This is a genomic window from Leptospira interrogans, from assembly GCF_900156205.1.
GTDB classification, from domain to species: domain Bacteria; phylum Spirochaetota; class Leptospiria; order Leptospirales; family Leptospiraceae; genus Leptospira; species Leptospira interrogans.
Genome location: NZ_FTNA01000010.1, coordinates 36,202 through 49,818, shown reverse-complemented (window position 1 = coordinate 49,818; position 13,617 = coordinate 36,202). Strand labels below are relative to the sequence as shown.

Here is a 13,617-nt window from a genome sequence, read left to right as displayed (position 1 = left end):
TTAAATTGAACTTACAACGTGTTCTAAAACTTGATTTTGTTTTATCACAAAAATAACTATAAGAGTCTGTTCACAAATTCTTATACTGATCTCTATAAAATTGAGTACCATTAATTTTATCGCAAAACGCTGGTTCCATGCAAAATATTAGGTACTTTATTATATAGTTATGAATAATGTGAGTTTGGCTTAAGAAAATAAGAAAGAATTTTTTAAAAGTATGAGTTCCTACAAATTTAGAATTTGTTCTTAAAGCCGTGATTTGCGGTAGCTTCCACATTTTAGGTATATAAAACTCAAATTCAAATTTTTTTCAGAGAAATGAATTAGATCGAACTCACGTTATATTAACTTAATTCCATACTCTAATTTTTAATTAGAAAGTCTTCGTAGAACAGCAGTTTTATGCAAAAATTAGATCCTATTCAAGTACTGAATGGTAGAACGTTTGCAATTTTGTATTTAAATAGTGAGCTTGTCTCAAAGTTTATATATTCTATTTTGTAAATATTGGTTTACTGTTTAAAAGAAATAGAATATTGAAAAAATTGCATTTATTTTTGTTATTTAGGTGAAGATTTTGAAATCTTCCAAAAATTTCAGTTTTTCAAATTATACGGATATCTATAAAATTAAGTATCGTGAATTTATTACAAAGTATCGTTTGAATGCAAAATATTGGCATTCTATAGTTCTGGGTAATCGGTCTTATAGACGTTCGTTAATTCGAAATCATTTTGATTTTATCATTGAAAGTAAGACTCCCGTAGCTAAAGTAATGCCTGTTTTGAAAGAATAAAATAGATCGGAAAAAATTTTTTGAAAAAAAGGTCTTATTAAAATTATGAGTGAAACTGAATCCATTTGGAGCAACATACTTCTCAATTACTATTCTTTTGGGAGTTTATTGTCGTTTGTAACGGCTATACTCATAGCTGGCGTTTTCCTTTTTATAGATAAAAAAGTATCAAGCACAAAACACTTAGCATTTGGGGCTTTACTCCTTGGCATATTCCAATTTGGATACGTTTTTGCTGCTGTTCTTTATCATCCTTTTGCTGCATATCATCGTTGGATTACAGTAGGTTTGATTTTACCTGCGATCCTACATATAGGACAGTTTGTTGCTCGTTATCCAGAGAATGATTTTCCGAAGTTCAATCGGATAACTATGATCGTGTTATGGATAGTTGCCGTTTTTTCCGTAGGTTATTTTTGTTATTCTACGTGGGATGCTTCTGTAAAATATCACTTCACTGCACATCACTGGGACTTTAACGCAGAAAACGTAAGTAGAACGATTGCGATTATTATTTTTAGTTATGTGTTTATCAACTTTCTTGCGATTCCTATTTGGAGAATAATTTATCTTAAAGGAAAAACGAGATGGATCATTTTCGCATTTTTAATGTCTTTTTTGGTAGGAGGAACGGTACCTGTAGTCGCCAATCTTTTAAGTAGAGACGGTTATATTGAAAGATCGATTTACCTTACTTCGATAGTGCTCTTATTCATGGCCGCGTTTTTTATCATTCTCATCTTGTATTTAAATTTCTCTGTCGAAAAAACTTCTTTTATGCTTAAGATCGTAGGAATTACATTTGTAACTGTATTAACAATTATGCAAGTGTTGGTCTATATTTCCAATCAAGACAAAGAATCCGAATACGATATATTAAGCCAAATTTATATGGAAAAGGTGTTAGAAGGTGGAACCGTAAAGGGTGGAATTGCTTATATACTCAAATGGAATAGAGAAGATAATTCTTTTGATCAAGAGAAATTTGATTCTAAACTTCATCCTAATCTAGAACAGATAGAAATCGATTTTAAAAACACTTTATTATATGATGAAATATTCAATCTTTCTGAAAAAGATTTTAGAGAATCACTTACAAAGCTTATGGAAGAGTCTCATAGAAACTTTGGGGGATATAAATATTCGATCATTAATTTTTTGAAAGAACATCCTGACTTAAAAGATAAAACTCTTAAACTCGAATTAAATAAAGAATTATCAAGATTAGGACTTCATGTATTCGTAACTTCTAATAAACTGGATAACATATTCGAAGAAGATTTTTGTACAAAAGGAAAAAGTTATTTAGAAAATGCTCAAGAAGTGAGAATGTTTCGTGTCGCATTAGAGTCTCGTTGGAACGATTGTAAATGGGATGGTAAGGAGATAGCTTTATCAAAACTAAAAGAAGAAGTTTTGAATTATTTTAGACCGTTTGTACCTTCCTTTACTAGGTATTATCGTAAGAAAGACGTAGGGAATCATAGCCTTCATTATATAGGATTTATAAAATATAATCATAAAAAGAATAACGTAAGCGAAGTCGGATTTTCTTACAGAACTTATCGAGAGTTTATGCATCCTACCGCGTTAAAACAGATTTTAGTTTTAGGAGTTGTAATCGTAGTAATCATTTTTTTATTTCCACTTTTTTTTCGAGGAAGTCTTGTCGCTCCGTTGAATGATTTGTTGAGTGGAGTAGAAAAAGTAAATGAGGGAGATCTAGAAGTTGAAGTTCCAATTAGAGTTAAAGATGAAATTGGGTTTTTGGCGGATTCGTTTAATGACATGGTTTCTTCCATTCGGGACGCAAGAAAAGAACTTCAAGATTATGCAGAACACCTTGCTACAAAGGTCCGATTAAGAACGGAAGAATTGTCTGAAAAAATCGAAGAATTTCAAAGACTTAAGATCCAACAAGATGGGGATTATTTTTTAACTTCTCTACTTGCAAAACCTCTAAATTATAACGCAAATAAATCAACTCGTATTTCGACTCAGTTTTTACTCAGACAAAAGAAGCAATTTGAATTTAGAGGAAAACGAGCCGATTTAGGTGGAGATGTTTGCATAACTGGGAATTTACGTTTAGGAATACCATCGGATTATAAGAGATATGTTTTTGCGATGAACGGAGACGCAATGGGTAAATCGATGCAAGGTGCAGGTGGTGCTTTGGTTATGGGGGTTGTAGTGAATTCCATCTTGGCTCGATCTGCGGCAAACGATCGGATTTTGGATATTTCTCCTGAACAATGGCTTACGGAAACTTATGAGGAAATAAACTCCGTGTTTAAATCGTTTAACGGTAGTATGGTGATTTCAGCTTCTTTCTTTTTAATTGAAGAAAGTTCAGGTAAAACTTATTATTTTAACGCAGAACATCCTTTTACCGTTTTTTATCAAGATGGCAAAGCCACTTTTTTGGATTCTTCCTTAATGCTTCGAAAGATAGGTTTAGAATCAGAATATCCTTTCCAAGTTTTTACAACTACTCTCAAAGAAGGAGACGTTTTGATTGTTGGTTCTGATGGTAAAGATGATTTAGATCTTACACCCGATCAAGATACAAGAACGATTAACGAAGACGAAACGCTTTTTTTAAAAACAGTAGAAATTGGAAAAGGGAATATAGAACAGATTGAACAACTTATTTACAAAGAAGGAGAAATTACGGACGATCTATCTTTGTTGAGAATAGAATACGGGATTAGGTCGGCTGATCCAGAGGAAAGTTCTTTAAATACTGATAAAACCCGAAATGATTTTTTAAAAGAAGAAACTTCAGATTGGAGTGCGTCTTACTCACACGCTAGACAATTGTATAAAGATGGAAATGTAAAAGAAGCCATTGATGAACTTGCAGAACTTTATTCAAAAACTCCTGAAGACATAAAAGTAATTAAATTACTCGCACTTTTAAGTTTTAAAGATAAGGACTATATAAAGGCTGTGGAAGTTTTAGGTAAGTATTTAGAAGTCGATTCTGAACTAAGCGAATATTGGTATTATCTTTCTATTGCGAATAAAAAATTAGGAAAATTTTCTGAAGCAATTTATGCTTCTGAAAAGGTTTTAGCAAAACAGCCTGACAATACAAACAATCTAGTAAATCTATCTGATTTGTATCGACTCCAAAATGAATATACTCGAGCTAAGGAGATTGCAGCTCAGGTATTAGATTTAGATCCTCAGAATGAAAACGCAAAAAAAATTCTTAGGAAAATTGAAAATGGTATATCTAAAACCTAAAACTAAATTTCAAAATGCAATTTATGTTAATGTGGGTTCGGCATAAGAATTCGTTTTATAAAAACCTGGTTTTTCCATAAGAAATAAATGTGGGAACTCCGATTTAAATCACAAAAAATGAATGTTTAAAAATTTATTATGTGACTTAATCTGTCGGAACTCTCACAAATCTATATCTTAATTTAAGTTCTGGCTGAGAAAAGATTTTCTAAAATTATGAATTTATTCTTAAATTGTGATTTGTGGTAGTTTCCACATTTTAGGAACGATTTGTAAAATTCGGAGTCAACTTTTTCAGAAAATAAATTATGGATTCTTTACGTCGAATTTACGTTACAATAAAGTGTCTCAAATTTTATCTCTAAACTAAAATTTATCTTAAAAACTTACAACATTCGATTACGCTAGAATCAGTAGTAAATAATGATCAGTGCGAAAACAATTATTCTTTTTGAACTTTATAGAAGTTTGTTCTCATAAATCCGAAAAAACAATGGTTTAATCAAAATGCAAAACAACTTTTGCATTTACTCATTACTCAGAATTATATAATGGAGTATCACAAATTTTTACTGTAAAGCCCATTTGAATACAAAGTATTGAGTAGTTTATTATATAGTGATTATCAAAAGAAAATTTTTTAGATTAAAAGACCCTCCTGTAGGAGGGTCTTTTGAAGTTTGCAACAAAGGAAAAGCGGAGTTTAGAAATTTTATTTAACTCTAGTCCAAGTAGATTCTTTCCCGATCATCATAAAGCCGACTTTATAACCACCTTTTAAATCGAGAGTATCAGCATTTCTTAAAGTAAGCCTGCCATCGTAAGTTTTACCACCTTTCGGATCGTAAACTCTTCCTCCGGTCCAGATTTGTTCTCCTTCGTAAGAAAAACCGGTAAGAAAAACCAATCCTAAAATAGGACGAGTACGAAGACTTTCGTCTTTATTGTGTACGTCTATTTTTGGAGAACCCGGAGTACCTTCCTTACTATCCGCTGGATAAGTAGGTTCTTTTAACCAGACGATTTTTCCACAAATCTTAGCTCCGCATTTATGTACGTCTACTTGCGCGTCTTTTTCCTTATTCCACCATTTTCCAAGAATTGCATCTTCTTCGCCTGCAAACGCCGGCGTTGAAATCAATACGAACGCAAAAAAAATTGCGATCAACTTAGACTTATTCATTCCATTCTCCAAGAGTGTTTTGCGGACAAAATTCTCAAAAGAATACGAAGAAAGTCAACAAAAAAGAAAGGATCCCTATTTTTCAAAATCCTTATATAACATAGAAGTTTGAATTCCTCGATTGGCTTGGTATTTTCCGGAAGTATATTCCGTTATCTGTCCTTCTAGTGTATGATAAAAAATCTGACAAACTTCCACACCTGGATAAACGATGAGGGGTTGGATAACCGAAATTTCTAAAGTCCAAAATCCCTTAAAACCTACGTCACCAAATCCTGCAGTTACATGAACGAGCATTCCTAATCTTCCAATAGAAGATCGTCCTTCAAGCATAGGTACTAAATTGTGAGTTTCGGTGGATTCTAAGGTTCTACCTAAATACAATATACCTGGTTTTAATAAAAGACCTGATTCAGGAATTACCAACTTTTCGGCCGGATTTGGTTTTTTCATATCCAGAGGAAGTTCGGTGTATACTAGAAGTTCCTCATGAAGTCTTAGATTGTAAGAATTTGGATTGAGTTGTTTTTCTGAATAAGGAGTAATTACAATATCATTACCGATTCGTTTTTGAATTTCTTTTCCAGTAAGAATCATTTATTTTCCTTTAAAAATCGGTTTTCGTTTTTCCTGAAACGCTTTGAGTGCCTCCAACCGATCTTCCGTATTTAAAGTGTTATTATAGTATTTACTCTCGGTTATGAGAGCTTTTCGTATGTCCTGACCATAACCTTCTGTAATTGCTTTCTTTGCAAGCTGAAGTGCGATTGGTGCACATTGAGATGCGATTTCTTCAGCTAACATTTTTGCTGCGGGAAGGGAGGAATCGTGCCAAATGGAATTTGCGATTCCAAAATCTAAAGCGGTTTGTGCGTCAATTGTTTTGCCCGTAAAAATCATTTCTTTCGCTTTCGAGATTCCGATTCTACGTGAAAGTCTTTGAGTTCCTCCTCCACCAGGAATAATTCCTAAACGAGTTTCTGTAAGTCCAATTCTAATATCGTTTTTAAGAAGAATCAAATCACAACAAAGTGCAAGTTCCAATCCTCCTCCAAATGCGTCTCCGTCTAAGGCGGCAACCGTAGGATATGGAAAGTTTTCCAATTCCAAAAAACAATTTTTGAGATCTTCTAAAAAACGTTTCACTTCTTTAGGAGACATGGTTACTCTTTCTTTTAAGTCTGCTCCTGCACAAAAGGAAGGTCCAACGCCGCTTAGAACAAGACTACGGATTGATTTTTCCTTTTTTGCTTTGAGAATATTTTTATGAAGTGTAGAAAGAAGTTCTTTACTGATTGCGTTTCTTTTTTCCGGTCTATTTAGAAGTAGAACCGCGATTTCTTTTTCCGTGGAATACAATACTGTAGAAAATTCGTTCATTTCAGTACACCATTTTTTCAGCAGAATAATTCTTGCCGAAACCTTTTTACTTTTATAAACTAGAGGCCCGTATTAGATTTTTTAGATCAAATAAAGTTATGTTGCATAAATTGATAAAGATTCTTTTCTTATTTCCATTCATATTCTTCTTCATTCAATGTGATAAAAAAAATTCGGATAACGGCTTATTGGCCGCAATTGGTTTTGGAAATCCGGTAATTACTTTGATTGATCCACCGTCAGGATCACCTCCTCAAAGTGACGGAGTTTCTTATACTGGGACTCAGATAACCATTCAAGGGAGGAATTTCACCCCCAATTCAACCGAAACGACTGTAAAGTTTAATGGAATTACGGGCACAATTTTTTCTATAACCACGACTGAAATTATTACGACGGTTCCTACGGGAGCGACTGCAGGATTTTTAACGGTGTCAAAAGCGGATGGTGCTTGTGATACTGTTTACGGGACAGACGGTTATAACTGTTCCGCGAGAAGGTTCTACGTGGATTGTTATAAGGCTTACAACAATATTTATGGAGATGAAACCGCAATTAATTATCCGGATTCTCAGACAATAGAATTTAAGGAAAATTTTTCCACAAAAGCTTTTCGTTCTAATCTTAGAGAAGCTGGAGGAACGATACTCGCGTTCGAATGTGATAACCTAATCTCCGTAAAATATTTTTCTCCAAGTTGTAAAACCACAGATGTAGGTACTTTTGATGCTCCGGTTTTTAATCCAACTATCAATTTTACGGATAATTATGCGGTTCAATATTTTATAACTACTGGAAAGGGAAGTTGTAAAATCAACTTTCAATAAATTATCGATCATTCTCAAAGATAAAAACAAGTTCTAAATTAATATGAGTTCGAAGTAAGAAAATCTGGACGAATCTAAGCTTACAGGCAAGTTGGACCGGGCTCTCAGCTCTGGTCAATAAATTGTATATAGGAAACATTATATAACATATCGTCTTTAGTTTCAATTTATTATAGAACGCGATCCATCAAACGACTCATGGAGACCGAGCGAGACGCTGGGTTTGAAAGAGTGTTCTGCTTTGTTCCTTTTGCGATCCCTTTCGTATTATACCGAATTCACATTAAATTAAAAAACTGATAGTTTGTACATTATTGAAGCGTCTCTGAATTCTGACTATAGAAGCGATGCACCAAGCTAGACTTCAATGTTTTTACATCAATTAAAGCTGAACTTGTGTTTTAATTTCGTGCAGTAAATTCTAGATCTTGAAAATTTCGTTGTAAGACTGGATTTATAGTGGTTCTTACATTTTAATATTTTATTGTAAAGTCTAGATTTGTAAGAGTCCCCATTTGTTTTTTAGTAAAAATTCAGTTCTATAAAACTTAGTTTTCGTGAATGTACCTGAGAGTATTATAAAACACTCAAATGTTAAGATTTTAAACTTTATAGGTGTAGCTCAGAACTATAAAACTGAGTGTCCAAAATCCGTTTATAAATTAGAATTCACGGCATTCTATCATATATAACTTAGTAAAAAGCTTAAATCAGATACAAAAAAATGTTCAATATAGCATAAGATTTTTTAAACGAATAAAAATTTTCTGAGATCATTCAACAGAACTTTAAGAATAGATTTCGAGAAAAACTTGCTAGAAATTATAATTTCCTAGAATCGTTCTTTATAAAAAATGTTTGGATTTTTCTATAAATCTGTTAGAGTTCGATTAGGAGTTGTCTCATGAAGGTAGTTTCCTCGGTTCAGCTAGGGCTTCCAGAAAAAGGAGTCAAGGATACAAGAAAAATCCCAAAAGAAGAAGGGATGATTCACGTCGAGCCTTATGAAAATAAGCAGGCTAACGTTTCAGATAAAAGAGCCTTTGCAATTGAAGCCGGCCAAGACGGGGATTTCTATAAGGTTAAGGGAACTTTTGTTGATAAGGTAGGTTGAACCGGGAGAAAATTGGTTTAAATCCTTAGAAAATAAAAAAGCCTCTCCTTTGAGAGGCTTTTTTATTGGGTAGAAGAATGCTTTAAAATTAATCTTTATAGCTGATTTCTAAAACGTTTCCGGAAGGATCTAAAAAATGTAAGAATTCTCCGCTTTGATTGGTTTCAGGACCACGAACGATGGAGATTTTATTTTCTTCTAATTCTGCAATCGCTTCTGTAAAATCATCTACATCAAGAACAAAACTAAGAACAGGAATTTTGTTTTCTCCTAAAGAATTTTTAAATCCTGAAATTTTTTGAAGTTTGATGTTAATGGAATCGAGCCCCATTATAACATATTCTCCTGATTTCTCATCTAACGATTCAAAATCGAATATATCAGAATAAAACTTCGCAGAGGCTTCCGGATTCTCCGCAGGTATTAAGAAATAGTCGATTCCTTCAACGATAATCATGGATCCAGTCCTGTTTAACTTTTTCGTCATTGTGGTAGGAAAACCTGGATTGTCTATTTAAAAACGAAAACTGATTCCTAATGTGATAGAAATTCAAGAAAATAGATTTTTAATTCTTTTCAGAGATTTCAAAAAAATGAAACAGTCTCGGATTGGATTTCTCTACCTTCCAAAGATAAGCATCTAAAATATAATGTGTAAATTGAGGGAGAAAAAGAACAGAAACTAAAAGTGCGGATACAAACTCGGGAAGTTCGAAAGAATAGAAACTTGAGTTTTTAAAAATAAAAGAATGATCTTTCCAAATAAAACTGTCCCAAATCCATTCTTCAATAAAAGCAAATACAAATAGAATACCTAAGAAACAACTCAGAATTTTTATCCAAGATCCAGTTTGGAACATTTCTATTTTAATTTCCGACTGGTTTTGAATTGTATAATAAAAAAGTAAAAAGATATAAGGAACTCCATGGTTGATTACGTTTGTAATTGTGAAAGAAAAATCAGAATTAAAGTAAACGATTCCAAAAAACCAAACGATCCAAGTATTCAATACAAGCAAAATCTTACCCAAAGGTATTGAACGGTATTTTGTAAAATGATATATATGAATTAAAATATAACAACAGAGCCAAATTTGTTGTAACCAAAGTATTGAGTTTGCTAATGCAGGAAACGGATATATTAAAAAGTCCCCTTCCATAAACCAGGAGAATTCCCTTTTTTGATCCGTAAGATGCCAATATAAAATAGGAACACCTCCCATCAGATAAATCGTGATTTTATCAAATAGAAACGGAACTTGAACGGAAGTTGTTTTCTTTCGGTAAAGCACTAAAAATCCGAATTGTTGTCTGATGAAATGAAACACAGCGACGTATGCCATGATTCTCCAAAACCAAATCGTTCCAAAAGAATATAAAAATATCGAAAATAAAAAACAAACAATCGGCAGTGTAATGAGAAGATTTTTTTTCTCCCTCCATTCTTCCATATTAAAGTAAGATCGAAAAAGAGTAGAATACACGTGGGCGACATCTATTAACAAGACTGTACAAAACCAGGTCCAGGGATTAATTTCGGAAGGCAAAATATTATATTTCTTTAATATAAATAAAAAAACTACAGAAACAATTCCAGGAAAGATGATAAAGGTTAAATCCAGAGAAGGTTTAAAGATCCAACCTTGAGACTTCATATTTTTTGTTCTCCTAGGATCTTGTTAGCTGCGTTATACCCTCTTGTAAGTGCTTCTTCAAAAATAGAAATTCCGCTTAAATCAGAATGTGCAAAATGGAGATTTGAATAAGATACAGAAAGTTTTTCCCTTTGACCGCCCCAGATCAGTCCTGGAATTGGGCGGATCATAGCGTGTGCGTAAGTCGTTATGTCTATATTTTGTGTTCTTTTTTCTATGTCTGGATGAGCTTTTTTCAAATCGAAAAAAATAGATTCTTTCCAATCTTCCCAAGAAGTTTTCATCATTCTTTTGCGTGTGGAAATAGTGTCTTTTTCGCCAAAGGCTTGGTAATATGTTAGAATCGATTTTTCTCTGCTGGCGCGTAAATCTTGGTGTGTGGATACGATATAACCTAAAGACGGACTTTGGTAAATTACGTTGTCCCAACAAGGAGGAATTCCTTTTCCTGTTGGAACTTTGTCTACACTTAGATTTGCTACGAGCCAAGGAGAATAAACCAATCCTTCCGTTACGTTTGAAGTTTCATCCAGAATATATTTTCGAGTAAAAGCAGGAAGAGCGTAAACGATAGAATCACAGAGAAGATGTTTTTGTTCTTTGGTGAAAGGTTGATAAACTTGAACTTCAAACCTAGCTTTTTTAGAAGCGGAAGGTTTAACTTTTTCTATGAGTGTTTCCGTTTGAATTTTAGATTGAATTGGGGATCTAAGTTTTTCTACTAAAAATCCATTACCTTCTGGCCAAGTAAGAAGTGTTAAGTCTTCCCCATTCTCATCTACGGGGCGAGAACAAAAATAATGTAAACCAATCCACGCGGAGACTGTATTCATAGAACCGCCAAAGTCGTCTCGAACCGAATAGTCTAAGAACCAAAAAAGTTCTTTGGTTCGAAAACCTTGTTCCTTAATATATTCAAAAAAATTAATTCTATCTAATTTCAAAAATTCAGGATCTCTGGAGGAAAGATCAATCGGGATTGAAAATGCTTTTTTACCGTCTCTTCCGATTTTAGATCTCCAAATCCGAATGAAATTCTTAAATTTTTGTTCTTCATTTGCAGATACTGAACCTGGAGTTCCACCAGGAAATAAACCTTCGTTCCATCTTCCTTGGTAAAAAATTCTTTCTTCGGGATCAAAACAAAGATACTTTTCTTCGTAGATTGGTTTTCCGTTTTTATCTTTACCGATGATGATTTTATTTTCTTCTAGAAATTTTCGAACGAGCACGGCTTCTTCGTTTGGTTGTGGTAAGTAGTGTGCTCCCCAAGGAAAGGAACCAATTGAATTTTTTCCGGATTTTGAATTTCCACCAGGATCGTTTTCCAGTTCTAAAATTTTAAATTCGTCAAAACCAGATTTGTAAAGATAATAACCAGCGCTTAGTCCTGAAATCCCAGCGCCTAAAATTAGAACTTTTACTTTTTCAGAATTAGAAAAATTGACGTTATGCGCTATTTGATTGAATTTTGAATTACGAATTCTATGTCCGATTTCCATGTTCGGACCTATGATTTTTCCTGAAATTTTTTTCCTAAATTTTAAAAACCAAATTCCACTTACAAGCGCCGAAAAACAAAAACCCAAAATGGCAAGAAAGGATTTTCTGGAGATGTTTTTTGAATTGTAATTCATACTTGTTGGGAAGATTCAATGGAATCTCTGGTAGTGCAAGGAAAAATGGAGTAAAAGAATTGCGTTTGAAATTGAAAAGATTCTTTTGCAAAAATGGCTCTATTTTTGGATTTTGATAACACGTTTTTGGACTCAGTAGGAATTTACGAGACTACGATTTTGCAGCTATGTAAAAATGCAAAAGAATACGGGTTTTTATCTGTTAAAGAATTTTCACGATTCTATGAAGTAGCAAGAAAAGAGACCAAGTTCGAATTATCGGATTCTCCCTCTAACCGACTCCGTCTCATCTATTTTAAAAAGATGTGTTTATCTAAGTGGGGGACCTTAGATCCTAAATGGATTTTAAAATTAGAGAACGATTATTTTAAATATTTCCAAGAGGGAATAAAGGTTCGTAAACAAAAGTACAAAAGAGAATATAAAGAAGTTTTTATGCTTTTAAAAATAATTTCAGAAAAACATAAACTTCTTTTTTGTACAAATGAAAATTTAAGAACTCAACTAATTAAAATGAATCTTGTATTTCCAAAATCTTTCTTGTATTCAATTTTAAGTTCGGAAGAGGTAGGAAAGGAAAAACCATCGAAAGAATTTTTTTCCCGTGCAAGCGGATTAGTTAACAATGAAACAGTAATATCGATGATCGGAGATTCTCTCAAAGACGACGTAGAAGGTGCTCTTTGTAATGGAATTCCGGCGATTCATCTCACTTCTATCTTTTCAAAGAAAAACGAGCCTTTAAAAGAACGGAAAATAGAATTGGAGGTCAATTCCATTAAAAAAGAATATTCTTATTTAGAAACGAACGATCTTAGAACGGCTTTGGAATCATTTCTTTAAAACAGCGAATAACGTGTTATTTAGATTCATCGTTTTAAAACTGAACAACCAAATAATTTTAGTCACATAATAGTAAACTTTTTTAAAAAAAGAACCAAAACTTCCACCTTGGCTTCCCGAAACAGAAGCGATCGGTTTTAAAATCGTAAATTTACAATTTTGAAATCCGGTTTGTTTTGCGAGCATCTTCATCGTTTTTTCAGTGTAGTCGTTAATATGATCTTTCGCTTCTAAATAATGACCGTCTGTCCTCATACCTTTGAGCATTACCTTTAATTTCGCTTTAAAAAGTTGGATCGGAAAGTTAGGTGTTTGTAAAAAAAGGATTCCACCCGGTTTTAAAAGAGAATGCAAATATTCTAATAGACTATGAGGTTTAGGAATGTGTTCGATTACGTCCCAAAGAGTGATTATATCTAAAGAACCCTTTTTGATTCCCGAATTTTGAACGATTCCTGAAAAAACATTTTTTAATCCGTTTTTATCTTTTGCAAATTGAACCGCCTTTTCGGATATTTCGTAACCAATCGCTTCCCAATTTGGTTTTTGATCTATAATGCGCTTAACAAAAAAGCCGAGTCCACAACCCACGTCTAAAATTTTACCAGAAGGAGCAATTAAAAACTTATTGATAAAGTCTTGATAAATTTCTCTGTGAGCGTTGTCCCACCAACCTAGATCATACGAAGAATCATCATCCCAATAACCTTCGTAGTGTTCTTCTTGTTCGTATGTAGAAAAGACGTGGCTGCAATTGGAGCATTGAACGATGTCAATTCCATTTTCCACGAAAACGACGGAGTTTTGTGCGCTTGAGCAAAGATAACAGGTTCGATTCAAAAAAGGTTCCTCGTATATTCAATTTTTAAGGTTAAACCCGGAAAAGCCAGAAAAAACTATAAAACGTTTTCTCGTTTTTGAATTTCC

12 protein-coding genes are annotated in these 13,617 nt (G+C 33.3%); 5 read left to right on the top strand and 7 right to left on the bottom strand.

All coding sequences use genetic code 11. From position 1 onward, the window contains the following. The first annotated feature begins 571 nt into the window (after positions 1–571). Both BW942_RS10110 and BW942_RS10105 read left to right on the top strand, forming a co-directional pair. A complete protein-coding gene (locus BW942_RS10110) occupies positions 572–799 on the top strand; it encodes a hypothetical protein (protein WP_000698109.1) in 228 nt (75 codons plus the stop codon). A 45-nt stretch (positions 800–844) separates the two neighbouring features. Continuing rightward, complete coding sequence (locus tag BW942_RS10105; RefSeq protein WP_000004845.1) at positions 845–4,051, top strand: SpoIIE family protein phosphatase; 3,207 nt, start codon at positions 845–847, stop codon at positions 4,049–4,051. Between the two features lie 712 nt (positions 4,052–4,763). On the opposite strand, the gene BW942_RS10100 is transcribed toward BW942_RS10105, so the two are convergent. The 3 genes from BW942_RS10100 to BW942_RS10090 form a co-directional block, all read right to left on the bottom strand. Next, entirely contained in the window at positions 4,764–5,234 is a 471-nt protein-coding gene (locus BW942_RS10100) for a DUF2147 domain-containing protein (RefSeq protein ID WP_001043223.1), read from the bottom strand. Between the two features lie 75 nt (positions 5,235–5,309). Further along, entirely contained in the window at positions 5,310–5,831 is a 522-nt protein-coding gene (gene dcd / locus BW942_RS10095) for a dCTP deaminase (protein ID WP_000604072.1), read from the bottom strand. Next, positions 5,832–6,614: an enoyl-CoA hydratase-related protein gene (locus tag BW942_RS10090; protein WP_001001943.1), complete on the bottom strand. Its 783-nt coding sequence runs from the start codon at positions 6,612–6,614 to the stop codon at positions 5,832–5,834. Positions 6,615–6,712: 98 nt separating this feature from the next. On the opposite strand from BW942_RS10090, the gene BW942_RS10085 reads away from it, so the two are divergent. Both BW942_RS10085 and BW942_RS10080 read left to right on the top strand, forming a co-directional pair. Beyond that, entirely contained in the window at positions 6,713–7,441 is a 729-nt protein-coding gene (locus BW942_RS10085; protein ID WP_000902644.1) for an LIC10067 family putative lipoprotein, read from the top strand. A gap of 904 nt (positions 7,442–8,345) precedes the next feature. Beyond that, positions 8,346–8,555, top strand: coding sequence for a hypothetical protein (locus tag BW942_RS10080; RefSeq protein WP_000869875.1), 210 nt, complete (start codon positions 8,346–8,348; stop codon positions 8,553–8,555). An 88-nt stretch (positions 8,556–8,643) separates the two neighbouring features. On the opposite strand, the gene BW942_RS10075 is transcribed toward BW942_RS10080, so the two are convergent. The 3 genes from BW942_RS10075 to BW942_RS10065 form a co-directional block, all read right to left on the bottom strand. After that, positions 8,644–9,012, bottom strand: coding sequence for a VOC family protein (locus BW942_RS10075; RefSeq protein WP_000587664.1), 369 nt, complete (start codon positions 9,010–9,012; stop codon positions 8,644–8,646). A gap of 109 nt (positions 9,013–9,121) precedes the next feature. Beyond that, complete coding sequence (locus BW942_RS10070) at positions 9,122–10,210, bottom strand: hypothetical protein (RefSeq protein WP_000842011.1); 1,089 nt, start codon at positions 10,208–10,210, stop codon at positions 9,122–9,124. Continuing rightward, complete coding sequence (locus tag BW942_RS10065) at positions 10,207–11,847, bottom strand: NAD(P)-binding protein (protein ID WP_001108815.1); 1,641 nt, start codon at positions 11,845–11,847, stop codon at positions 10,207–10,209. Before BW942_RS10065 ends, BW942_RS10070 begins: the two co-directional genes overlap by 4 nt. Before the next feature lie 93 nt (positions 11,848–11,940). On the opposite strand from BW942_RS10065, the gene BW942_RS10060 reads away from it, so the two are divergent. After that, on the top strand, positions 11,941–12,690 hold the full coding sequence (locus tag BW942_RS10060) for an HAD family hydrolase (protein ID WP_001173175.1): 750 nt from the start codon (positions 11,941–11,943) through the stop codon (positions 12,688–12,690). On the opposite strand, the gene BW942_RS10055 is transcribed toward BW942_RS10060, so the two are convergent. Beyond that, positions 12,679–13,530: a class I SAM-dependent methyltransferase gene (locus BW942_RS10055; RefSeq protein ID WP_001082180.1), complete on the bottom strand. Its 852-nt coding sequence runs from the start codon at positions 13,528–13,530 to the stop codon at positions 12,679–12,681. The two genes, BW942_RS10060 and BW942_RS10055, sit on opposite strands and share 12 nt — an antisense overlap. Positions 13,531–13,617: the final 87 nt, after the last annotated feature.